This is a genomic window from Clavibacter sp. B3I6, from assembly GCF_030816895.1.
Taxonomy (GTDB): Bacteria; Actinomycetota; Actinomycetes; order Actinomycetales; family Microbacteriaceae; genus Clavibacter.
In genome coordinates this window covers 2061260-2085412 of the sequence record NZ_JAUSYL010000001.1, presented here as the reverse complement: position 1 = coordinate 2085412, position 24153 = coordinate 2061260, and the positions used below count along the sequence as shown (strand labels likewise).

Sequence of the window (24153 nt, the reverse complement as noted above, 5' to 3'; positions counted from 1 at the left end):
CCGAGGTGCGCGTCGTCGAACCCTGGAGCACGATGAGCGCCGCACCGCACCCCGCCGACCGTCACGACCTCATCCGCGTCCAGGGTGCACGGGAGAACAACCTCAAGGACGTCTCGCTCGACATCCCGAAGCGCCGCCTCACGGTGTTCACGGGGGTGTCGGGGTCCGGCAAGTCGTCGCTCGTGTTCGGCACGATCGCGGCGGAGTCCAAGCGCATGATCGACGAGACCTACCCGGCGTTCGTGCAGGGCTTCATGCCGTCGCTCGCGCGGCCGGAGGTGGACCGCCTCGAGGGCCTCACGACGGCGATCATCGTCGACCAGGAGCGCCTGGGCGCGAACCCCCGCTCGACCGTCGGCACCGCGACCGACGTCAACGCCATGCTGCGCATCCTCTTCTCGCGCCTGGGCGACCCGCACATCGGCTCGGCCAACGCGTTCTCCTTCAACGTGCCCAGCGTGCGCGTGCAGGGGTCGATGACGGTCGAGAGGGGCGCCGCGACGCAGGCGGTCGCGCAGGACCACACGATGCTCGGCGGCATGTGCCCGCGCTGCGAGGGGCTCGGCCGGGTCAACGACATCGACCTGACGCAGATCCTCGACGACTCGAGGTCGCTGCTCGAGGGCGCCATCACCGTCCCGGGCTACACGGCCGACGGCTGGATGGTGAAGATCTTCGCCGCCTCCGGGTTCGTGCCCGGCGACGTGCCCATCCGCGACCTCACCGACGAGCAGCGGCAGGACTTCCTCTACAAGGAGCCGACCAAGGTCAGGGTCGACACGATGAACATGACCTACGAGGGTCTCGTGCCGAAGATCCAGAGATCGATCCTGTCGAAGGACAAGGAGTCGATGCAGCCGCACATCCGCGCGTTCGTCGACCGCGCGGTCACGTTCCAGACGTGTCCCGACTGCGACGGCACGCGGCTCGCGGCGCCCGCGCGGTCCTCGAAGGTCGCGGGGATGTCGATCGCGGAGGCCTGCAGCGTGCAGATCTCCGACCTCGCCGCGTGGGTCCGGGGCATCGACGAGCCGACGGTGGCGCCGCTCGTGCAGTCGCTCGCGCAGACGCTCGACTCGTTCGTGTCGATCGGCCTCGGGTACCTGTCGCTCGACCGCGCCTCCGGCACGCTCAGCGGGGGAGAGGCGCAGCGCACGAAGCTCATCCGGCACCTCGGCTCGGCCCTCACCGACGTCACGTACGTGTTCGACGAGCCGACGATCGGCCTGCACCCGCACGACATCCGGCGCATGAACCACCTGCTGCTGCAGCTGCGCGACAAGGGCAACACGGTCCTGGTCGTCGAGCACAAGCCCGAGACCATCGCGATCGCCGACCACGTCGTCGACCTCGGGCCGCGGGCGGGCTCGCACGGCGGGGAGATCCGGTTCGAGGGCACGGTCGAGGCGCTGCGCGCCAGCGGCACCCTGACGGGGCGCCACCTCGACGATCGGGCGACGCTGAAGGACGCGGTGCGCGCGCGGACGGGCGTCCTCGAGGTGCGCGGCGCGTCGACCCACAACCTCCAGGACGTGGACGTCGACGTGCCGCTCGGCGTGCTCACCGTGGTGACGGGCGTCGCCGGCTCCGGCAAGTCGTCGCTCATCCACGGCTCCATCGCCGGGCGCGACGGCGTCGTGTCGATCGACCAGACGGCGATCCGCGGCTCCCGGCGCTCCAATCCCGCCACGTACACCGGGCTGCTCGAGCCCGTCCGCAAGGCGTTCGCGAAGGCCAACGGGGTGAAGCCCGCGCTGTTCAGCGCGAACTCCGAGGGCGCGTGCCCCACCTGCAACGGCGCCGGGGTCATCTTCACCGACCTCGGGCCGATGTCGACGGTGTCGACGACGTGCGAGGACTGCGGCGGCAAGCGCTTCCTGGCCTCGGTGCTCGAGTACACGCTGGGAGGCAAGGACATCAGCGAGGTGCTGGCGCTGCCCATCGCCGAGGCGCGCACGTACTTCGCCGACGGCGAGGCGAGGACCCCGGCGGCCGTGGCGATCCTGTCGCGTCTCGAGGACGTGGGACTCGGCTACGTGACGCTCGGGCAGCCGCTCACGACCCTGTCGGGCGGCGAGCGGCAGCGGTTGAAGCTCGCGGTGCAGATGGCCGAGAAGCAGGGCGGCGTGTACGTGCTCGACGAGCCGACGACCGGTCTGCACCTCGCCGACGTCGCGCAGCTGCTGGGCCTCCTGGACCGCCTCGTCGACTCGGGGAAGACCGTGATCGTCATCGAGCACCACCAGGCGGTGATGGCGCACGCCGACTGGATCATCGACGTGGGGCCCGGCGCCGGTCACGACGGCGGCCGGATCGTGTTCGAGGGCACGCCCGCCGAGCTCGTCGCGTCCCGCTCGACGATCACGGGCGAGCACCTCGCGGCCTACGTCGGCGGGTGACCGGTCGGGGAGTAGTAGTCGAACAGCGGACGGCGGACGCGACGCCCCGGGCGCCTGCGCCGTACCTATCTGATTGTTCTCGGGGCGACCTCAGGCCACGGTTGCGGGCCGTGCGTGAGCTTGGACGTCCTCCAGGATCTCCACGATCGCATCCACGTCGGACTCGTCGAAGAGGTAGTCCACGCCGCTCGGGGCACGGTCCGTGTACGGCGACTCGTAGAGGCGAGCGGCCTCCATCAGGCCGTTGGCGGTGAGCTCGTCGGCGATCAGGTGGATGAAGCGGATCTGCTCGACGGAGAACCGCGACCCGTCGAGGAACCGGGCGAACGACTCCATCACGGCGTCACGGTCCAAGCCGACGAGGGACCGGATGAAGGGCCCGAGCCCGCGTGCCTGCTCGGCGGCCAGCTCGATGTCGGCCTTCGAGCCCGCACCGCTGGCGAGCAGCATCGTCTCGAGGGCGGTCAGGTCGTCGGGCGTCAGCTGCCGGTTCCGGCGCAGGCGCTGCAGAGCGAGGTGGTCCTCGTGCTGCCGCAGGTACGCGGTCGCCTTCGCCCGGAAGCGTCCGAGGTCGGTTCCCGGCGTGGTCTGCCCCAGCACGATCTCGGTCGCCTCGCCCAGCTCGTCGATGAAATCGGTGTACACGCGTGGTCGAGTGATGCTCGGCACGAACTTCACCAGCGCGCGGAGGCGCAGCCGCGCGATCTCGAGCATGTCGAGGCTCACGTCGACCCACCAGTCATCGCTGGCGACCTCCTCGAGCAGCACGAGCTGCTCCGCGACCGAGGGGATGGCTGACTTCCCCAGCAGCGCGGTGGCGATGGCCTGCACCTGCTGCCGGACGCGCTCTGCAGCCACGAGGTCACCGTCGAGCTGGGCGAGCTGTCGCCGCAAGACGAGCAGGTCGAAGCGCTTGGCGTCCACGTCGTCGTCCGTGACGCTGGACGGCAGGCCAGCCAGGTGCGTGAGGGCCTCGGCCGCGTCCTCGGGCGTCAGCGCATCCCACGCCGCGGGGTCGGCGAGCCGCTCGACCCATCGCCGTTCGGGGCGCACGAGGAAGTTGTCGAGGTTCATGCCCGCGACGATCCGGTGCAGGGTCTCGGCTGCCGACGCCCGCAGCTCCCGATCCAGCTGAGCTCGGTCGAGGGCAGTGATCAGCCCGAGCCGGGCCTCGAACAGCCGCTGGGTGAGCGACTTCTGGATAGACCCCTCGCTGCCCGGCAAGTCCTGGCTGAAGAACTCGAGGTTGCCGCAGAAGTCGAAGACCAGGAAGTCCTTCTTCGGTTGCCCGTCGCCGAACAGGTCGGGGCGCAGGCGCGTGCCGCGGCCGATCATCTGCCAGAACTTCGACTTCGACCGAACCGGCTTGAAGAAGACCAGATTCACGATCTCGGGCACGTCGATCCCGGTGTCGAGCATGTCGACGGAGATCGCGATGTGCGGTGCGTGGTCGGCGATGGAGAACTCGTCGATGAGGTTCTGCGCGTACGGGGTGCTGTGCGTGATCACGCGCGCGAAGTGCCCCGCGTGCTCGGGGTACTGCTCGTCGAAGCGGCGCTGGATGAACTCGGCGTGCGCCTGGTTCTTCGCGAACACGATGGTCTTGCCGAGGCGGTCGCCGCCCGCGACCTTGTACCCGCTCGTCATGAGGGTCGCGAGCGCCTTGTCGACGGTGTCCTCGTTGAAGAGGAAGCGGTTCAGCTCGTCGGCCTCGACCGTGGTGGGCGTGTCGCCGTCACCCCAGTCCAGCGCATCCCAGGCGTCCTTCTCCTCCGTCCTGAGCTCGTCGTACCGGATGCCCTGCCGCAGGAATCGCGTGCCGACCGACACCCCGCGCGGCGGTACCAGGAAGCCCTCCGTGACCGCTTCGTCGAGTGCGTACGCATCCGTCGGCACGCCGTCCTCCAGGTGGAAGCGGCGGTAGGTGTTGTGGTCGACTTCGTCCTTCGGGGTCGCCGTCAGCCCGACGAGCAGCGCGTCGAACCAGTCGAAGATGGCCCCGTACTTCTGGTAGATCGACCGGTGCGCCTCGTCGATCACGATCAGGTCGAAGAACCCAGGCCCGAACCGCCGCGTCGGCGCGCCCTCGCCCTCGGTGACCTGGCCGATGAGGTTCATCATCGTCGGGTACGTCGAAACGTAGACGCGCCCCTCTGCGGACCGCTCGGTGACCAAGTTCACGGTCGCGGCACCGGGCAGATGCTGCGTGAAGGCATTGGCGGCCTGCTTCACCAGCGCCGTGCGGTCGGCGAGGAACAGGATGCGCTTGGCCCAGTTCGCCTTCATCAGCTGGTCGGCCAGCGCGATGACCGTGCGGGTCTTGCCCGACCCCGTCGCCATGACCAGCAGCGCCTGCCGCTGGTGGCGGTCGAACGCATCTCCCACGGCGCGGATCGCCTGCACCTGGTAGTGGCGACCCGCGATTCCCGTGCTCACCGCGGCCCCCGCCAGCGGGACGCGTGTCGTGCGGCGCTGGATCATCAGCTCGAGCTCGCTGCGGGTGAAGAAGCCCGCTATCTGCCGCGGAGGGTATCCGGCAGCGTCGTCCCAAACCCAGTGCTCGTAGCCGTTCGTGAAGAACACCACGGGACGCCGGCCGAAGGTCGCTTCGAGGCAGTCGGCGTAGAGCTTCGCCTGCTGCTGTCCGACCTGCGCGCTCGTCGTCGTGCGCTTGGCCTCGACGACGGCGAGCGGCAGGCCGTCGCTGCCCCACAGCACGTAGTCGACGTATCCGACCCCGAGTCCGTTGGGCATGCCGGCGACCTCGAACTCACGATCGCGCACCTCCGTGAGCGGCCAGCCGGCCTCGGCCAGCAGCACGTCGATGAAGAGGTCGCGCGTCTCGGCCTCGGAGTAGTCGTGGTTGTCGGCCGCGCGGTTGGCCACTTGCGCCGCGGCCACCTGCGCCCGCAACCGCTCGATCTCCTCCGCCTGCTCCGCCGCGAGGTCATCACGTTCCGCGAGGGCCCTAGCGTGGGCCTGATCCTGCGCGGCGAACTTCTCCGCGAGCCGCCGGACGTCGTCCCGGGACAGCGGCACGGCATCGGCCGCGAGCTGAGGATTGAACTGCGCGCTCGTCGGCACACCCTCCGGGTGAGCCGAGTGCCGGAAGACAGCCCACACCAGCACGTGGTGCAACTCCCGCAACGTCGCCAGAGCGATGTCAGGCCGGATCGGATGCTGAGCGTGAACCGCCTGGTTGCCGAGCTTGCGGATCAGGTTTAGCTTCTGCGCGATCCCCACCCCAGTGATGCGCGCGAAACCGGCGTCGTTGATGCGCGCCGCGAGGTCGTCCTGGTAGGGGACGGGGAGGTTGAGCACGTCGTAGAGGTGACCCACGAGCTGCTCCACCGCGCGGCGGCTGTAGAAGCAGGCTGAGCGGGGGTCGCTGGAAAGGTAGGACTCGGCGCGGGACGCATCTTCGAATACGTCCGGCCATGCGGCGCGCGCGAAGGCGAAGTTGGCGGTCACAGCGCGCTCCGGAAGGCCCAATGCTGCAATGACGCGAAGAGCTTGTCCTCCGCGGACTGCGCTTGTTCGGCGATTTTTGTCTGGGCTCTCACATACGATACTCGGTCGGCAAAATGAATTTGGGCGGCAAGTGAAGGAACTTTGATACTTGCAGCAAGCATTTGCTTCTGATTGAGCTTACTGCGCGTCGTTCCTGATATGTAGGCCCGAAAATCGTAATGCTGAAGGGCTCGATGCAAGTATTCAATATGCAGGCGCGGCCCCGGCCGGAGAACATGGGCATGATTGTTTACCCAAGCTGGCCCATCAATTCTGTATGCAACACCGCGCTCCGGAGCGTCAAAGTGCCCACCGTCTTCCGCAACGAGGACCAAGGACTCGTCGGTCAGAGGCCGATCTATCCAGCCCTGCTGGCCGTTCGCGCCGTAGTAAGGAATGTTGCCGATGGGCCTATCTCTAGCAGTCACTGGCTTGCGCAACGAGTCAACACATGTCACGACCGACCCGAGCGGGACGGTTTCGTACTCGCTGATGCCAATCAGCTCATTGAGCATTACCTGGGGGAGCGCTTCTAGGTGCGCAAGAACCTGGCGGCGCTTGGCGCGCAGCGCATCGGCGCGGTCTAGGATTGCAGCGAGACGCACCTGTTCGTCGAGCGGCGGCAGGAAGACGGGCAATTCCAAGAATACGCTAGACGGCAGGGACCTTCGACGCGCGGTACTTCCACGAAGCTTCGACTTGTAGTAGGCCAATGCTCGATTTGATCGAAGGTAACGCCCCAGGTATTTAGGGTCCGCGAGGGCGCTATCGGCATCCCAGACGCCATAAGCCGGGCTTACGATACCCGCTTCATGGCGCAGCTGAAAGTCCAGCACACCCTCATCGATTGGAAAGCCAACAACCAATTGCCCGCGCCGGGCGACTTTATAGGTAGATACGTCCTCACTCGCAATACGTTTCTTGAACTTCTCCGATTGGTCGACGAGGCCGCCATGCATTGTCATGGAAAGGATCGGATACGTGTTGTCCGCAGCCCGCCGACGACCGGAGCGGGTCGAATAAGTCCGCCGAGCGCCACGGTTGTCACGACAGCATCGCCTTCAGCTCGGCGAGCCCATCGGCGATTTCGGCCTCGAGAACTTCGATATCCGCGATGATGTCGAGTGGCGCTCGATGCTCCACTTCGTCGTGAACGACCTCCTTGTAGCGGTTGAGAGAGAGGTCGTAGCCTTGCGCGACGATGTCCGCCTTGGCCACCGTGAATGACTGGTCCGTACGGGGCCGGTCGCGTTCGGAGGTGCGGCGGTCCGCCCAGCGCGCGCGAACATCCGGCAGGTCGTTCGCCTCGACCGGGTTGCGCTTGTCGTCAAGGGAGAAGCCGTCGGCGCGCACGTCGTAGAACCAGACGTCGTCGGTGCCGCCGGAATCCGTCTTCGTGAAGAACAGGATCGCGGTCGACACGCCCGCGTACGGGCGGAATACACCGGATGGCAGCTTGACGACAGCGTCGAGCTTCTGGTCCTCCACGAGCATTCGGCGGAGCGCCTTGTGCGCCGTCGACGAACCGAATAGGACGCCGTCCGGCACGATCACGGCCGCGCGGCCGCCCGGCTTCAGCAGCTTCAGGAACAGGGCCATGAAGAGCAGCTCGGTCTTCTTCGTCTTGACGACGCGCTGTAGGTCCTTCGACGTCGACTCGTAGTCGAGCGACCCGGCGAAGGGCGGATTGGCGAGGATCAGCGAATAGCGCTCGGAGTCGGCGCTCACGCCCTCCGAGAGCGAGTCGCGGTAGCGGATGTCCGGGGACTCGATGCCGTGCAGCAGCATGTTCATGCTGCCGATGCGCAGCATGGTCGAGTCGAAGTCGAAGCCGTGGAACATGCTCGAGTGGAAGTGCGACCGCTGCTCGGCGTCCGTCACCACGCTCGGGTGCTCGCGTCGCACGTACTCCGAGGCAGCTACCAGGAATCCGGCCGTGCCGCAGGCAGGGTCGCAGATCTCGTCACCGGGCTGTGGTGCGGTCATGGCGACCATCAGCTCGATGATGTGGCGAGGGGTGCGGAACTGCCCGTTCACCCCCGCGGAGGCGATCTTCGACAGCAGGTACTCGTAGAGGTCACCGTTGGTGTCGCGCTCCGCCATGGGGATGTCGTCGAGCATGTCGACCACCCGCGACAGCAACGCGGGCGTCGGGATGGTGAAGCGGGCGTCGCGCATGTGCTCGCCGTACGTCGACCCGTCGCCGCCCAGACCACGCAGGAACGGGAAAACCTCGTCGCCGACGACCTCCCACATGACCTCGGGGTCGTCGTTCTTGAAGCGGCTCCACCGCAGATGCTCCTGCCGCGGCCGGTAAATCGGCTTCTCGACGGCATTGCCGGTGACGCGCGCCTTCTTCTCGGCGAGCGTCTGAAGGTCGTCGAGCCGTCGCACGAACAAGAGGTAGGTGATCTGCTCGATCACCTCGAGAGGATTCGAGATCCCCCCTGACCAGAAGGCATCCCAGACACGATCGATCTTGCTCTTGAGCTCTCCAGTGATCACGCTCCTTACAGTATCTGCAGCTACCGGCGCTGTCTGTCTGTGACGTGCTGTCACCAAGATGCCGTACGTCTTCGGCGCGATCGGGCTGAGTACGGCAGAACGATGGCGAACTCCGCGTGTCCATGCGCTGCAGCGTGAGCCAGCACGCTGACGGCTCAGCGCAACCTGGACGGGCGGGCGGGGTCAATCCAAGGGCTTGCCGTGTCACGATGGCTGACGGTGCGTCGCGGACGTCGCTGACGGTGCGTCGCGGACGAGGAAGAGGCCAGTCATGACTTTCGACAACAGTGCGTTGGTTCCCGTGTGGACTCTGGCCACCGAGGCGGTGAGCTTGCCGTCCGTACTTGGCGGAGGCGACCTCACTCCCGCTCGCCTCGGTGAGCTGCGGACGGCTTTGGCCACGCTCGCGGCTAGTCCGATCGCGACGCTGGAGGTCCGGCCGGTGACAACTCCACGTGATCCGCACCAGGGCATCCGGCTCCAGGCAGCCAGTCCGCTCGCGAAGCAGCTGTCTCAGCTCGTGTCGGACACGGCCAAGTCCGCGTCGACGGCCAAGGCGGCTGGGCCAGCGCTGGACGCGGCGGCATCCGGCGAGGTTCTGTATCGGATGGTCGTCCCCGCCAAGGTCGCTGCGCAGGTCGGAACGGGGCTCGTGAAGCCCATGGCATCGAAAGCGGTGGCCGGAGGGATCCACAGCGGTCTGCTCGATAAGGCTGGGATCGTTGCCAGTGCGACGTTCGTACCTGTTGCAGGCAAGGCGGCAACTGCCGGCGCCGGCGCAACAGCGGCTGGCGCGGGAGGCGCGGTCGGTGCCGCCGGAGCAGCCGGTGGCGCAGTCACTGCCGCCGGTGTGATCACCGTCGCGGCGCCGCTCGTGCTCATGGCCGTGGCTGTCGGAGTCAGCGCCTACGCAGAGCATGAGCGCCAGGTAGCCATTGAGCGGATCACTGACCTGCTGGAACAGTTGCACGAGGACAACTTGGACAAGGAACGCAGTGAGCTCGACGGGTGCCGCGACGCCATCGACAAGGCGACGGCGATCCTGCTCGACCAGGGCCGCATCGGTCCCGCACTGGGCTTGGACAGCGCCGTCCACGCGATCAGCAAGTCGTTGGAAATGAGCCGTCGGCGACTGGCGAAGTGGCAGGCCTCCTTGGCGGGATTCCCAGATGGGCCGGTGGATCTCGCGGCCATCACGAAAGCGTTCCCGGGAATCAACGAGGACGGCGGCCTCTTCCGAGCGCACCTGGAGCTCGCGCGTCTGACGATCGCTCTCAGGCGGCGAGTTCTCATCCTCCAGGCCGTCGAGCACGCTCAGATGGATAGTGGAAGCAATCCGTTCACCAACTTCCTCGGTGCCTTGCAGGAAGACGAGCGGCGCGTCAACGACCTCGAAGCCGGGCTCGTCTCGATCCTCTCTCGGCTGTCGACCCTCGAGTTGAAGCGTCGAAGTGGATTGCGCCACGCGGTCTTCACGCCGGCTGAAGTGGACAATCTCCTTCGGTCGGCATACCGGCTCCGCAGCCTGGGTGACGGCCTCAACGCAGGCGCCTCGCAGGCTGACGTCGCCATCGACATCGAGCGAAGCCGCGACGGGTCGCTCGTCGTCTTCCCAGCCGTCGCCGTCTAACGGCCCATGGGTGATGCGACCAGCAATCGGCATTCAAGAGGGGCCCTGAACCTCCCAAATGCCGTTTCGGCGTGGGCCGATACGCTCCGTAGATGTACATGGACGCGCCCCGAGGGCTGAAAGACGAGATTCGACTCGCTGAGCGCCGCCACATGCTCACGACAGCGGAGGGCGTGCAGCCGCTCCGGGAGTGGAAAGAGGATGTGCTCGCTCGGCGACGAACGAAGCGCCCGGACATCGTGATCCCGGACTTCGATCCAGCCGAGGTGGGCGGTGGCATAGCGACGCGCGCACTCATGGTGTTCGAGGCGCCGGGACCGAAGACCGTGGTGGAGTGGGGCGGCTCCGGGTTCATCAGCACGGACAACGATGACCCGACGGCACAGAACAACTGGACGGCACGAAACAGCGCGGGCCTGCACGAGCACACGCTCTCGTGGAACATCTGCCCTTGGGTGCTCGGCAAGGCGTCGGTGCATCCGGGGCCGACGGAGCTTGCGCAAGGGGCGATCGAGCTACGGGGGCTGATGCAGCTTCTGCCTGATCTCCGCGTCGTGGTCCTCTGCGGCCTTAAGGCTCAACAAGGGTGGACCTCCTACATCGAGCCGCATATCGAGGGCGGGCCCGCGGTGATTCGAACGTGGCATCCATCGAACCTGTCCTTCAAGCAGCCGAACAAGCGTGAGGAGTTCACGATCGCTCTCGAGCGAGCTGCCAATCGGATCGCCTGAATCCGATCGATGGCGCGACGGCGCCGGTTGCGCCTCCTGGGCCGAAGTCTCCAGCCCAGGGTTCGGTAGTTTCCTATCAGCACCATTGGCCGATCAGTCCCACAAGTACTTCAGCGTCGGCGGGATCGGCGGGGCCACTCGCCGCGAGGTGATGCGGCCGATGCGCGGGTGTTGCCGCGCGCGAGACGAGAGCCCGCCCCGTCGTCCGGATGGACCGCGGGGGCGGGCTCTCGTCTCGCGGGCTGTCCCGGTCAGGCGCCGTCGCGCAACTCGTACGCCGCCCGCTGCTCCTGCACCTCGCGGATGCGGGCGATGTCGAACTTGGGGCGGCGGTGGAAGTCGTAGATGCCGTTCTGCTCCTGGAACGTGTCGGTGAGCTGCGTGAAGCAGTAGCCGAACATGCGCGGATCCTGCAGCAGCACCTCGGTGAGGCCGCGGAAGCGCGCGTGCCACTCCTCGGCGCTCGCGACGCGCTCGCCGTAGCCCCAGGAGACCGCGCGATCGGGGTCGGCGTCGCCGGCGGCTGACGAGGCGTCGGCCTCCTCCGGGTTCCACCAGATGCCGCCGTACTCCGAGACGAAGAACGGCTGGCCGGCGTACGGCAGGGAGATCGCGCGGCCGTCGAGGTCGTTGGTGAACGGCCGGCCCTCGGCGAGGCCCGCCTGCTCCAAGCGGAACGCGTCCGGGTCCTGCTCGTAGGAGTGGGAGTCGTAGACGTCGGCGGCGCGGACGCGGTGCGCGTAGCCGGAGGCGTCGAGGACGGGACGGCTCGGATCCGCCGCCTTGGTCGCCCGGTACATGCCGGCGGTCACGTCGTCGAGCTGCGTGATGCGGTCGTGGATCGCCTGGTAGGTCTCGTTGAGCGGGCACCAGCCGACGATCGACGGGTGGGAGCGGTCCCGCTCCACCGCCTCGATCCACTGGGTGATGAACGAGGCCGTCGGCAGCTGCGCGTCCTTCGAGCCGGCGCCCCAGTCGCCGAACTCGCCCCAGACGAGGTAGCCGAGGCGGTCGGCGTGGAAGAGGAAGCGCTCCTCGAACACCTTCTGGTGGAGGCGCGCGCCGGTGAAGCCCGCGGCCATCGACAGCTCGATGTCGCGGACGAGCGCGGCGTCGTCGGGCGAGGTCATGAGGGTGTCCGGCCAGTAGCCCTGGTCGAGCACGAGCCGCTGGAAGACGCGGCGGCCGTTCAGGAGCAGGTCCTGGCCGTCGATCGCGATGGAGCGGAGGCCGCCGTAGGTCGCGACCTCGTCGACCACGCGGGCGTCGGGGCCCGCGCCCGCGCCCGCGTCGGCGCCCGCGCCCTCGACGAGCCGGAGCGCGATCCCGTACAGGTGCGGATCCGCCGGCGACCACGGGCGCAGCCGGTCCTCCGGGATGCGCAGCACGACGCGCGCGCCGAGGTCGCCCGCGGGGACGGCCGCGCGCGCGACCTCGCCGGCCGCGTCGGAGAGGACGGCCTCGAACCGGAGGCCCGCCGTGCGGTGCGACAGCTCGGGGGTCACCGTGAAGGAGGCGTCGCCGAGCTGCGGCTCGACGTGCACGGAGCGGATGTGCGCGTCCGGCACCGGCTCCAGCCAGACCGTCTGCCAGATGCCGGTGGTGCGCGTGTAGAAGCACTCGGTGTTCGCGTACCAGGTGGCCTGCTTGCCGCGGGCCTGCGGCGCGTCGCGGGTGTCGCGGGCGCGGACCACGATGGTCAGCTCCTCCTCGTCGGCCCGCACGCCGAGGTCCGCCGTGAACGGGGTGAAGCCGCCGCGGTGCCGGGCGACCTCCTCGCCGTCCACCCACACGGTGGCGTCGTGGTCGACCGCGCCGAAGTGCAGCAGGACCCGGCGTCCGCTCCAGCCGGCGGGGATCCGCACCGTGCGGCGGTACCAGACGGCCGTGAGGAAGTCGACGTCGCCGATGCCGGACGCCGTGGACTCGGGCGCGAACGGCACGAGGATCTCCTCGGCCAGCTCCCGCCCGACGAGTCCGCGCTCGAGGCCGGAGTCGCCGCGGTCGCGCTCGAACTGCCACGGGCCGTTGAGGTTCAGCCAGTCGGGCCGCGTGAGCTGCGGTCGCGGGTGCTCGGGCTTGGGGATCGGGGCGGTGCGGTCGGTCACGGGCGGCGGTCTCCTGGTTCGGTTCTGTTCGGGTCGGTCGGGCGAGCGGGCAAGCCGGGATCAGCCCTCGACCGGCTCCCCCGTGCGGTAGTCGACGAGCGCGCCGGGGGATCCGAGCACGGGCTGGTCGAAGCGGCCGGTGAGGTACATCGGGGTCACGAGGTACGACTCCCGCGCCCGCTCCGGCCGCGCCCAGCGCACGCCGTTGGCGATCACGCGCTGCACGTCCGGGTGGTGGTAGACGGGGTAGACCTCGTCGCCCGGGCTGAAGTAGAAGACGCGCCCGTAGCCGCGCCGGTACGTGATCCCGCTGCGGAACACCTCGCCGCCGGAGAAGCTGCTGATGAAGACGAGCTCGTCGGGCTCGGGGATGTCGAAGAACTCCCCGTACATCTCCTGGCCGGGGATCTGGATCGGCTGCGACACGCCCTCGGTGATGGGGTGCCGCGGCGCGACCGTCCACACGAGCTCGCTGTCGCCGTCGTTCCGCCAGCGCAGGCTGCACGTGGTGCCCATGAGGCGGCGGAAGATCTTCGAGTGGTGCCCGGAGTGCAGCACGATGATGCCCATCCCCTCGAGCACGTGCCTCTGGATCCGGTCCACGACCTCGTCCGACACCTCCTCGTGGGCGGTGTGGCCCCACCAGAGCAGCACGTCGGTGCGGGCGAGGAGCTCCTCCGTCATGCCGTGCTCGGGGTCGTCGAGGACCCGCGTGGTGACGTCGGCGTCGGCGCCGAGGAGGGAGCGGATCCCGTCGGCGATGGTGCTGTGCATGCCGTCCGGGTAGATGCCGGCGACGACCGGGTTGACCTTCTCGTGCCTGTTCTCGCCCCAGACGACGACGCGGACGGGGGTGGTGGTGTCGGTCATGGGGTCCCTCCCGGGGCGTGGGCGGCCGGGGCGGATCCCCAGGCCGGGGTGCGGATGCCGTCGGCGGCGCTCGTCCACGAGCGCAGCAGGTCGGCGACGTCGGGGCTCCGCTCGTCGGCGATCGCCTGCGCGAGGGCGTCCTCCAGCAGGTCGGCGATGACGATGCGCTCGCCGCCCCGCTCGCTGCTGCGGATCGCGCCCTCGACCATCGCGAGGCTGAGCACGTTGTGCCGCACCTCGTTCTGCGGGGTCGTGCCGGTGCGCAGGGATCCGACGAACTCCGCCAGCGACGCCTCGATGCCCTCGGCGCGCTCGGGCACGCGGAAGCGGGCGTCGGGCACGTCGGTCCGGACGACGTCGTCGCCGTCCCACGAGGCCGCGCCGCGCTCGCCGTACGCGCGCCAGTCCGCGTTCCACGACGTGGGCATCCCCGGCGTGCAGCGGCTGCCGACGTACGCGAAGCGGGCGCCGGAGGCGAGCTCGAAGTCGGCGGTGGCGGCGGCGTCGCCCGCGAACCAGCTCCACGGCGGGTTCCAGGAGCTGCACCGCACGGCGACGGGCTCCTCGCCGGTCGCGTAGCGCAGCTGGTCGAAGTGATGGATGGACATGTCGACGAGGAGCGGGTGCGCCATCTGCTCGCGGAAGCCCGGCTCGTGGTCCTCGTGCAGGAACTGCGCGTGCACGACCGCGAGCGGCCCGACCTGCGCGACCGCCTCGCGGAACGCGGCGAGGTGGTTGAAGTACCGCCTGGACTGGCTGACCATCAGGAGCCCGCCGGTGAGGTCGGCGAGCGCGACCTGGCGGAGCGCCTCGGCGACGGTCGGCGCGAGCGGCTTCTCGCACAGCACCGGCAGGCCCGCGCGGAGCGCCTGCTCGTTCACGACGCGGTGCGCCTGCGGCACGGTCACGTTCACCACGGCCCGGGCGCCGGCGCGCGCGGCGACCTCCGCCACGGACGGCCCGACGACGACGCCCTCGAGGCCGGCCGCCTGCACGGCGGCCTCCGCGAGCGGCACGTCGAGGTCGACCACGCCCACGGGTGCGGCGTGCGGGGAGGCGGCGAGCATGCGGATCCACGCGCCGCCCATGGCGCCGGCGCCCACCACCACGACGGGCAGTCGCGCGTCGTCGGCGGCGGACCCGGGGGACGGGTGCTCTCGGAGGTCGGTCATGGTGGTCATCCCTTCAGCGCTCCGCCCAGGCTGGACTTGAGGAGGTGCTTGCGCGCGACCACGTACAGCACGGCGGGCGGCAGCACGTAGACGACCGCGCTCGCGGCCAGCAGGCCCCAGTCGACCACGTTCCGCTCGCTGAACGCGCGGAAGAGGCCGATGGCGAGCGGGTAGAGCTCCTGGTCCTGCAGCAGCACGAGCGGGGTGAGGAAGTCGCCCCACGAGCCCATGAACATGAGCATCGCGGCGGCGCCGAGGCCGGGCCCGATGAGCGGCAGCACGATCCGGCGCGCGCCCTGGAGCCGCGTGTTGCCGTCCGTCCAGGCGGCCTCCTCGAGCTCGATGGGGACGGCGTCGACCGTGCCCTTCATGAGCCAGAGGGTGACCGGGAGGCCGCTGACGGCCTGCACGAGGATCAGGCCGTGCAGCGTGTTGGCCATCTGCAGGTTCACCATGATCAGGTACAGCGCGACGATGGTCGCCGGCGCCGGGATCACGCGGATCAGCAGGATGCCGAACATGAAGAACCGGCGGCCGGGGAAGGTGAAGCGCGAGAGCGCGTACCCGCCGGCGATCCCCAGCGCGAGGTTGAGCGCCGTGGACGCGATGGCGATCACGAAGCTGTTGAGCAGGAGCCTCGGCGTGCCGGCCGCGGTGAAGAACCGCGCGAAGTTGTCGAGGGAGAAGGAGGGGAGCTGCACGGTCGCGCCGGCGTCCGCGTCGATCGCGCTGAACGCGACCCAGGCGAACGGGACGAGGCAGAAGAGCCCCAGCAGGACGATGAGCACGTAGCCGACGCCCCGCTGCGTGAGGGCGAGGGGCGAGAGCGGTCGGCGTCGTCGCCGGACGGGCAGGGTCGCGGGCACGCGGTCCATGGATGCGGTCATGTCACACCTCCACCTTCGCCAGGCGGATGTAGACCGCGCCGAGCACCAGGACGATGACGAGCAGGATGATGGAGGCGGCGCTGCCGATCCCGATCTGGGAGAACTGCAGGGCGCGCTCGTAGATGTAGATCGCGGCCAGGCGCGTCTGCCCGCCGGGGCCTCCGCGGGTGAGGAAGTACACGAGCCCGAACACGCCGACCGTGCTGATGGTCGTGAGCAGCAGGTAGAGGAACACCGGGCCGCGGATCAGCGGCAGCGTGACGTGGCGGAAGATCTGCACCGCGCGGGCGCCGTCCATGCGGGCGGCCTCGATCAGCTCGACCGGGACGTCCTCGAGCGCGGCCTGGAACATGATCATCGCGAAGGCCACCCCGCGCCAGATGTTGACCAGGATGATCGCGAGCATCGGCGCCGTCTGGAGCCAGGCGGTCGGCTCCTGGCCGAACACCTGGGTCAGCCGGTTGAGCGTGCCCTCCGGGCTGGTCGCGAGGACGCTCGCCCAGGTGAGGGAGGCGACGACCTCGGGGACCACCATCGGCGTGAGCACGGCCGCGCCGAAGAAGCCCTTGCCGCGGATCCACGGCCGGCTGAGGAGGATCGCCGCGACCATGCCGAGCACCGTCTGGCCGATGATGGCCGAGAAGAGCAGGAACGTGCCGGTCTGCCCGAGCGACCCGAGGAAGTCGGCGTTCGTCAGCAGGTAGGCGTAGTTGTCGAGGCCGATGAACTTCGGGTCCCGGGCCGCGAAGCCGGTGAGCTGCGTGTTGGTCAGGCTGAGCCACACGCTGTAGACCGCGGGCAGGACGATGAAGACGGTGATGAGCAGCGCCGAGGGTCCGAGCAGGAGCAGCACGAGCGGCAGGTTCGACCGCTTGCGCCTCCGCGCCGGTGCAGGCGGCCGGACGGCCGCCTGCACCGGGATCGCGGCGTCGATGACCGACGTCACTCCTTCACCAGGGTCGGGCCGAGGAGGTCCGTCGCGTCCTTCACGAACGCGTCGTACGCCTGCTGGCCGTCGGCCTCGCCGCTGAGGATCATCTCCGTCGCGGAGGCCACGGCCTGGCCGATCTGGTCCGCGCCGTCGCCCGTCACCACGTAGATGCTGTCGGCGAGGTCCTCGCCGGCCTCCAGCAGGCGCGGCTCGCCGGAGTAGGGCGCGACGTCGTCGAGGTCGTCGCGCGCGGAGGCCGCACCCGAGGCCGTGAGCTGCTCGGCGAGCGGCTTGCCGCTGGAGAGGTACTCGATGAACTCCATCGCCGCCTCCTTGTTCTCCGACTGCTCGGAGATCGCGTAGCCGCCGCCGGTGCTACTCCACCCGTAGGGCTCGTCGCCGGAGCGCAGGCCCGGGAACTGCCAGGTGGTGACCTTCTCGTCGAGGCCCTCGATCGGGGTCGCGCCCTCGGGCCCCCAGTCGAACTTCCAGCCCCACGTGCCCTGCGCGGCGACCTGGATCTCGCCCTCCGGGAACTTCTCGTACTTCGTCGGCTCCCAGGGGTTCGGGTTCTGCAGGTCCTCGACCGGCATGAGGCCCTTCTCGACCAGCTCCGCGTACAGCTCGAACACGGCGAGCCAGCCGGGGCTCTCGAGGTCCCACGTGTCGGTCTCGGGGTCGTAGTAGCCCGTGTCGGTGCCGCCGAGCAGGGGCTGGAAGCCCTCGCCCCACGTGCCGCCGCCCCACGCGGTGCCCGCCGGGATGACGATGGGGGTACCGCCGGTCTTCTCCTTGACCTGCACGAGCCGGTCGATCAGCTCGTCCCAGGTCGCGGGCTGGGAGGTGTCGACGCCGACCTCCTGCAGCACGTCCTGGCGGATGAAGAGGTTGAGGACGCCGGCGCCCGAGGGGAGGCTGTAGATGCTGCCGTCCTGGCGGGTCATCGCCTCCTTGACGGCGGGGTAGTAGTGCGACCAGCCGTCCCACTCCTCGAGGTAGCCGTCGAGCGGCTCGAGGTAGCCGGCCGAGGACCAGGCGATGGCCATGTTCTCGCCGATGTCCAGCACGTCCGGGGCCTGGCCCGCGATCAGCTGCTGGGTCATCTTGGTCATGAACTGCTCGTCGGTCAGCTGATCGGCGATCAGGTCGACCTTGATCTCCTTGCCCTGCTCCTTCATCGCCGCCTCGAAGCCGGGGATCTCGGCGCCGATGGCGTCGATGTTGGTCTGCTTGGTCTCCATGATCGTGATGGTCACGGGGCCGTCTTCGCCGGATCCGCCGCCGCCGCCGCTGGAGCAGGCGCTGAGCCCGACCGCGACGGTTCCGGTGACGAGGGCCGCGATCACGCGGGAACGCTTCATTGCGATGCCTCTCTCCGCGCCCTGTCCGTCGGCTACTTTGCCACTTCGATGGGATAAAGCGCTGGTGTGATGTTAGGACATGCGGTCATGGAGCGTCAATGGCGGACGCGGATCGACGTCCGGCCCGCCCTGTCCGCACCCGGCCCCCGGGCAGGCGGGGCCCTCGCGCTGCGGTAGCTTCGACGGACGCCGGGGGACGTCCGCCCGCGGCGCACCCGGTCCACGCGAGGAGGGGACATGCCCCGAGGCAGCAACCTCCCGCGCCTCGCCGACTACAACCAGGCCGTCGTGCTCGACCTCGTGCGGCGCGACCCGGGCCGCAGCCGCGCCGACCTGCAGCGCGTGTCCGGGCTGGCCTCGCAGACCATCTCGAACATCACGCGCCGGCTCATCGACACCGGCATGATCCGCGAGAGCGCCCCCGGCGACACGAGCCGCGGTCGGCCGAGCATCCCGCTGTCGGTGGATCCGGACGGGGCCTGCGCGGTCGGCGTGCACGTCGACCCGGCCCGCCTCACGGTGCTCCTCCTCGACGTCGCCGGGGGGATCCGCGACCGCCGCGAGCTCCGCACCCCGCAGTCGCCCCACCCGGACGACACGACCGCGCTCATCGCGTCGACCGTCGAGGAGATGATCCGGGCGTCCGGGGTCGACCGCGCCCGCGTGCTCGGGCTCGGCGTCGCGGTGCCCGGCCCGCTCGACGTCCGCGCCGGCGTCATGATCGCGCCGCCGCAGCTCCCGGCCTGGCGGCACGTGCGCCTGCGCGCCGACCTGCACGACGCGACCGGGCTGCCGGTGCTGCTCGACAAGGACGTGACGGCCGCGGCCACCGCGGAGCTGCGCGCCTCGGCCGCGAGCGACCTCCTGTTCCTCTACCTCGGCTCCGGCGTGGGCGCCGCGATCGTCTCCGAGGGGCGGGTGCTCCGCGGGGTGAGCAACAACATCGGGGAGATCGGCGACATCCTCGTCGACCCGGACGCCGAGGACCTCGGCTGGGGCGGCCGTCGGGGCGGCCTCGCGGCGGCCTGCGTGCCGGAGGCGCTCGTGATCCAGGCGGCGCAGGCCGGCCTCCTGCCGCTGCCGGACCTCGCGGACTACCTCGCGCTCGACGACGCGCTGACGCGCCTGTCGGAGCTCGCCGCCGGCGGGGACCCCGTGGCCGGGGAGCTCCTCGCGCGCGCCGCCCGGCGGGTCGCCTCCGGGATCGCGGTGCTCGTCAACCTCCTCGACGTGCCGCACGTGGTGCTCGGCGGTCCCGCGTGGAACCGGCTGCGCGCCGCATTCCTGCCCGTGCTCGAGGACGCGGTGCGGAGCGAGCTGGTCGTCGCCCGCCCCGGCCTCGAGGTGGTCGGCAGCCCGGTCGGGGAGCAGATCGCCGCGCAGGGCGCTGCCGAGCTGGTGCTCGACAGCGCCCTCGCGCCGCACGCCGGCGTGCTCGTCATGGGGTGAGGCCGGCCGGCCGCCCGCGGATCAGTCGCGCGGCAGCGCAGCCGTCTCGGCCTGGATGGTCGAGGTGGTCGGCGGCGCGGCGTGCGCGCCGTGGCCGCCGTCCGCCGGGAGCCCGTCGGGCAGAGCGGTCACGTCGGCGGTCGCGGACGCGTGCGGGTGCGTGCGCTCCAAGGCCGCGCCCTCGATGTCGACGTCCGGCAGGATCCGGTCGAGCCAGCGCGGCAGCCACCAGGCCGAGCGGCCGAGCAGGTGCATGAGCGCGGGCATCAGGAGCATGCGCACCACGAACGCGTCGAGGAGCACGCCGAACGCGAGGCCGAAGCCGATGGACCGGATGATGGTCGACTCCGAGAAGACGAACCCGCCGAACACCGACACCATGATGAGCGCCGCCGCCGTGACGACCGCGCGCCCGGCCCGGAGGCCCTGCACCACCGCGAGCCGCGCCTCGGCGCCGTGCACGTACGCCTCCCGCATGCCGCTCGCGAGGAACAGCTGGTAGTCCATGGCGAGGCCGAAGAGGATCCCGACGAGGATCACCGGCAGGAAGCTGAGGATGGGCCCGCTGTTCTCCAGCCCGATGAGGCTCGCGCCCCAGCCGAACTGGAACACCGCGACGATGAGGCCGTAGGTCGCGAACAGCGACAGCACGAACCCGCCCGTCGCGATCAGCGGCAGGAGGATCGAGCGGAACACCACGATCAGGATCAGCAGCGACAGGCCGACGACCACCAGCAGGTAGAGCGGCAGCACCGCGGCCAGCGCCTCGGAGATGTCGATGTTGGTGGCGGCCTGGCCGGCGACGCCGAGCGAGATGCCGCCGTCGAGCTCGGGCAGCGCGCGGATGTCCTGCACGAGCTCCTCCGTGGACGGGCTGTTCGGGCCCTCCATCGGGAGCACCTGGAACGCGAGGACGGTGTTGTCGTCCGTGTTGGCGACGGGCGCCACGGCGACCACGTCGTCGAGGTCGTGCAGCGTCTGGGCGACGTCGACCTGGGTGGCGAGGAGGTCGTCGTCGGCGAGGCCGGCGGGCACGTCGGCGACCACGAGCAGCGGGCCGTTCGCGCCCTCGCCGAACTCGTCAGCGACCGTGGTGAAGGCGCGCTCGCTGGTGGATCCGGCGGGCTCGCTGGATCCGTCCGGGAGGCCGAGGCGCATGGAGAGGCTGGGGATCGCGACCACGAGCAGGGCGACGACCGTGCCGACCACCGTGAGCACGGCACGCGCGTTCGACATCGGCTTCAGCGCCTTCGCGGCGTCCTGCGTCTGCGCCGGGTGGGCGGCGGCCGCCGTGGCGCGGTCGCGCTTGCGCAGGACGCGCGCGCCAGCCAGGCCGAGCACCGCGGGCGTGAGCGTGATGGCCACGAGCACCGCGACGGCGACGCAGACCGCGCCGACCGTGCCCATGAGCGCGAGGAACGGCACGCCCGTCACGTTGAGCGCGAGGAGCGCGACGATCACGGTGGCTCCCGCGAACACGACCGCGGTGCCCGAGGTGCCGGTGGCGAGCCCGATCGACTCGCGCACGCCCGTCCCCGCGAGCATCTGCTTGCGGTGCCGGTTGACGATGAAGAGGGAGTAGTCGATGCCGACCGCGAGGCCCAGCATCACGCCGAGCACCGGGGTCACCGACGCCATGTCGACGACGCCGGAGAACGCGAGCGACGCGGTGACGCCGACGCCCACGCCGACCACCGCCGTGACGATGGGGAGCGATGCGGCGATGACCGTGCCGAGCATCACGATGAGGACGATGGCGGCGATGAGGAGGCCGACGACCTCGCCGATGCCGAAGATCTCGGGGACGCCCTGCGCGAGGTCGGTCGCGAAGTCGACGCGGGTGCCGTCGACGGGGGAGTCCTGGAAGTGGGCGATGGCCTCCTGCTTGGTCTCCTCGGACAGCTCGAGGCGCGGATCCGTGAAGGAGATGTTGACGATCGCCGTGGAGCCGTCCTCGGAGACGACGCCGATGCCGTCCGTGAGGCCGAGGAGCGTGCGGCCGAGCTCGGCCTGCTCGGCGCCCGCGTCGAGCTGGTCGCGCGAGGAGTCGACGGTGGCCTGCTGCTGCTCGAGGGCCTGCGTCTGCGCGTCGAGCTGGGCCTGCTGCGCGTCGAGCGGGGCGAGCTGCGCGGCCTGCGCGCCCGCCGCCTCCGCCTGCTGGCGGGCCGCGGTGAGCTGCTGCTGGCCGGCCTCGAGCTGCGCCCGGCCGGCGTCGAGCTGCTGCTGCGCGGCGTCGAGCTGGGCGCGGCCGGAGGTGATCTGCGCGTCGCCGCCCTCGAGCTGCGCGGCCTGGTCGGCGCGCTGCTGGGTGACGGCGAAGGGATCCACGACGCCGGCGACGCCCGCGAGGTCGCCCGCGCTCGTCGCGAGGGCGGAGATGTCGGTCTTCTGCTGATCCGTGAAGGCGGAGCCGTCCTCGGTGCGGTAGACGACCGTGCCGGTGCCGCCCGCGGTGTCGGGGAGCGTCTCCGCGAGCTCGTCGGTGACGGCGCCGGACGCGGTGCCGGGGATGTCGAAGCTGTTGCCGAGCGTGCCCGCGAAGGCGAGGAACGAGCCGACGCCGATGCCGAGGATCACCACCCAGGAGACGATCACGAGCCACGCGCGACGCGCGGCCATCGAGCCGAGCCGGAACAGCAGTGATGCCATGTCATCTCCTTCAGTCGCGTTGACCATACGCTACGTCTCGTCTAGTTAGCCGAGCTACCCTGAGCGGATGAACGAGCACCGGTCCGGCCGGGTCCGCAGCGAGGCGGCCCGCGAGGCGATCCTCGGCGCCACCGTGCGCCTCATCCACGCCCGCGGGTACGACCACCTCACGATGGAGGGCGTCGCCAAGGAGGCGGGCGTCGGCAAGCAGACGATCTACCGGTGGTGGCCGTCGCGCGGCGCGCTCATCGCCGAGTGCATGACCGAGGGCCGCCTGATCCCCGTCGAGTTCGCGGTGCCCGACACGGGCGACCTCCTCGCCGACATCGAGCGCTGGCTCACCGGCGTCCTGGCCGTGCTCGACGCCCCGACCGGCGGTCCGCTCGTCCGCTCGCTCGTGGCGGCGGCCGCGGAGGACGCGGCCGTCGGCGACCGCCTGAGCGCCAGCCTCGGCGTCGACCGCGGGCTCTCCGACCGCCTGGCCTCGGGGATCCGCGCGGGCCAGCTCCCGCCCGACGCCCCGGTCGACGAGCTCGGCCACGCGATCCTCGGCGTCATCGTGCTGCGCGTCCTCGGGCGCAAGGGCGACCACGCGGAGAGCGTGACGCGCCTGGTGCGGTTCGTGCTCGGTGCGGGCGGGGCGGCCGGCTGAGCCGCTCGGCACGTCGACGGATCCGTCGTCGTCCGCACCCCCTAGGCTCGGTTTACAGCGTTGTAAACGGAGGCGGCATGGAACGGATCGACCCCGAGCACGCGCGGCGGCGCTGGCTCCTCGCGATCCTCGCGGGCTTCGCGCTCGGCGGCTTCACGCTGTCGAGCTGGGCGGCCCGGCTGCCCGCGATCCGCGCGGGCCTCGAGCTCGACGACGCGGAGCTGGGGTTCGTGCTCCTCGCGACGACCGCGGGATCCGGCGCCGGTCTCCTCGCCTCCCGGCTGCTCCTCGGCGGCGGGGGAGCGCGGCGGTCGCTCGCCACGGCGGCCCTCCTCATGGCCGCGGGCGTCGCGACCGTGGGCGCCGGCGTCGCGGTCGGGAGCGTATCGGTGCTCCTCGTCGGCTTCGCCGTCGCCGGCATCGGCCTCGGCGCGCTGGACGTGCTCCTCAACATCGACGGCGCGGTCATCGAGCGGCTGGCGCGCCGTACCCTCATGCCGCTGATGCACGCGGCCTGGCCCGCGGGCGCCGTCCTCGGGGCGGGCGTGGGCGCGGCGTGCGCGGCCGTCGGGATCACGCCGCAGGCGCAGCTCGTCGCGCAGGCCGTCGTCATCGCGGCCGCCGGGGTGGTGCTGGTGCGCGCGGTGCCGGTCGGGAGCCGGGGGACGCGACGCGCGCGACGGCGGCGCGGGGAGGCGCGCGTCCGGCGCGCGCCTCACGTCGACGCCCGCCTGCTCGCGATCGGCGTCGTGATGCTCGGGGCCGAGCTCGGCGAGGGCGCAGCGAACGGCTGGATCAGCGTCGCGGTCCGCGACGCGATGGGACGTCCCGAGGCCTTCGCCGCCGCCGCGATCGCGATCTACGCGGCGGCGCAGGTGGTCGTCCGGGTGGCGGCCGGCCCGCTCGTCGACCGCTTCGGCCGGGCCGCCGTGATCCGGTGGACCTCCGCCCTCGGCCTCGCGGGCGTCGCCCTCTTCATCGTCGACCTCGGCACGGTGCCGCTCGTGATCGGCGTGGTGCTCTGGTCCGTCGGCGTCTCGATGGGGTTCCCGCTCGGGATGTCCGCCGCGGCCGAGGGCGACGATCCCACCGCGCGCGTGACCCTCGTCGCGAGCGTCGGGTACGTGGCCGGCTTCGTCGGGCCGCCGCTCATCGGCCTGCTGGCCCAGGGGTTCGGGATCCTCCCCGCGCTGTGGCCGGTCGCCGTGCTGTTCCTCGTGGGTGCGCTGCTCGCGCCCGCGTTCCGGTCGCGGCGGTCGTCTCCCCGCGCACCTGGGTAACGTCGAGGGGCGGATCCGT

General features: G+C 70.4%; 16 protein-coding genes. 6 read left to right on the top strand and 10 right to left on the bottom strand.

Translation table 11 applies throughout. The features are described 5' to 3' along the window. The first annotated feature begins 32 nt into the window (after nt 1–32). Nucleotides 33–2399, top strand: coding sequence for an excinuclease ABC subunit UvrA (locus QFZ62_RS09975; protein ID WP_307505019.1), 2367 nt, complete (start codon nt 33–35; stop codon nt 2397–2399). A 90-nt stretch (nt 2400–2489) separates the two neighbouring features. Here QFZ62_RS09975 and QFZ62_RS09970 read toward each other — a convergent pair whose 3' ends face one another. The 3 genes from QFZ62_RS09970 to QFZ62_RS09960 all read right to left on the bottom strand — a co-directional run bounded on the left by QFZ62_RS09970 (nt 2490) and on the right by QFZ62_RS09960 (nt 8414). Beyond that, nucleotides 2490–5870, bottom strand: a complete 3381-nt coding sequence (locus tag QFZ62_RS09970; RefSeq protein ID WP_307505016.1) for a DEAD/DEAH box helicase family protein — start codon at nt 5868–5870, stop codon at nt 2490–2492. Further along, the gene (locus QFZ62_RS09965; RefSeq protein ID WP_307505013.1) at nt 5867–6874 is read right to left on the bottom strand and encodes a restriction endonuclease subunit S; all 1008 of its coding nucleotides are present in this window, start codon (nt 6872–6874) and stop codon (nt 5867–5869) included. Before QFZ62_RS09965 ends, QFZ62_RS09970 begins: the two co-directional genes overlap by 4 nt. A gap of 79 nt (nt 6875–6953) precedes the next feature. Continuing rightward, nucleotides 6954–8414 carry a class I SAM-dependent DNA methyltransferase gene (locus tag QFZ62_RS09960; protein WP_307505010.1) on the bottom strand — a complete coding sequence of 487 codons (1461 nt, stop codon included), beginning with the start codon at nt 8412–8414 and terminating at the stop codon, nt 6954–6956. 271 nt (nt 8415–8685) lie between these two features. On the opposite strand from QFZ62_RS09960, the gene QFZ62_RS09955 reads away from it, so the two are divergent. Together QFZ62_RS09955 and QFZ62_RS09950 are read left to right on the top strand one after the other, a co-directional pair. Next, nucleotides 8686–10044 (top strand): hypothetical protein, encoded by a 1359-nt coding sequence (locus QFZ62_RS09955; RefSeq protein ID WP_307505007.1) that lies wholly within the window; start codon nt 8686–8688, stop codon nt 10042–10044. Nucleotides 10045–10136: 92 nt separating this feature from the next. Next, the gene (locus tag QFZ62_RS09950; protein WP_307505004.1) at nt 10137–10775 is read left to right on the top strand and encodes a uracil-DNA glycosylase; all 639 of its coding nucleotides are present in this window, start codon (nt 10137–10139) and stop codon (nt 10773–10775) included. 251 nt (nt 10776–11026) lie between these two features. On the opposite strand, the gene QFZ62_RS09945 is transcribed toward QFZ62_RS09950, so the two are convergent. From QFZ62_RS09945 to QFZ62_RS09920, 6 genes are read right to left on the bottom strand one after another with little or no spacing between them, the layout of a single operon-like run. Continuing rightward, nucleotides 11027–12883: a glycoside hydrolase family 2 protein gene (locus tag QFZ62_RS09945; protein WP_307505001.1), complete on the bottom strand. Its 1857-nt coding sequence runs from the start codon at nt 12881–12883 to the stop codon at nt 11027–11029. Between the two features lie 60 nt (nt 12884–12943). Continuing rightward, a complete protein-coding gene (locus QFZ62_RS09940) occupies nt 12944–13753 on the bottom strand; it encodes a ThuA domain-containing protein (protein ID WP_307504999.1) in 810 nt (269 codons plus the stop codon). Further along, nucleotides 13750–14925: a Gfo/Idh/MocA family protein gene (locus QFZ62_RS09935; RefSeq protein WP_307504995.1), complete on the bottom strand. Its 1176-nt coding sequence runs from the start codon at nt 14923–14925 to the stop codon at nt 13750–13752. Before QFZ62_RS09935 ends, QFZ62_RS09940 begins: the two co-directional genes overlap by 4 nt. A 5-nt stretch (nt 14926–14930) precedes the next feature. After that, entirely contained in the window at nt 14931–15812 is an 882-nt protein-coding gene (locus QFZ62_RS09930; RefSeq protein WP_307504991.1) for a carbohydrate ABC transporter permease, read from the bottom strand. A gap of 1 nt (nt 15813) precedes the next feature. After that, entirely contained in the window at nt 15814–16758 is a 945-nt protein-coding gene (locus QFZ62_RS09925; protein WP_307504988.1) for a carbohydrate ABC transporter permease, read from the bottom strand. Continuing rightward, entirely contained in the window at nt 16755–18104 is a 1350-nt protein-coding gene (locus QFZ62_RS09920; protein ID WP_307504985.1) for an ABC transporter substrate-binding protein, read from the bottom strand. The genes QFZ62_RS09925 and QFZ62_RS09920 overlap by 4 nt, the downstream gene beginning before the upstream one ends. 237 nt (nt 18105–18341) lie before the next feature. Here QFZ62_RS09920 and QFZ62_RS09915 point away from each other — a divergent pair, with 237 nt between their 5' ends. Beyond that, the gene (locus QFZ62_RS09915) at nt 18342–19553 is read left to right on the top strand and encodes an ROK family transcriptional regulator (protein WP_307504983.1); all 1212 of its coding nucleotides are present in this window, start codon (nt 18342–18344) and stop codon (nt 19551–19553) included. A gap of 21 nt (nt 19554–19574) precedes the next feature. Here the strand turns inward: QFZ62_RS09915 and QFZ62_RS09910 are convergent, their stop codons facing one another. Next, nucleotides 19575–22202: an MMPL family transporter gene (locus QFZ62_RS09910; protein WP_307504982.1), complete on the bottom strand. Its 2628-nt coding sequence runs from the start codon at nt 22200–22202 to the stop codon at nt 19575–19577. Between the two features lie 67 nt (nt 22203–22269). Between QFZ62_RS09910 and QFZ62_RS09905 the strand changes: the two genes are divergently transcribed. Beyond that, entirely contained in the window at nt 22270–22854 is a 585-nt protein-coding gene (locus tag QFZ62_RS09905) for a TetR/AcrR family transcriptional regulator (protein WP_307504979.1), read from the top strand. A 77-nt stretch (nt 22855–22931) separates the two neighbouring features. After that, a complete protein-coding gene (locus QFZ62_RS09900) occupies nt 22932–24134 on the top strand; it encodes an MFS transporter (protein ID WP_307504976.1) in 1203 nt (400 codons plus the stop codon). Nucleotides 24135–24153: the final 19 nt, after the last annotated feature.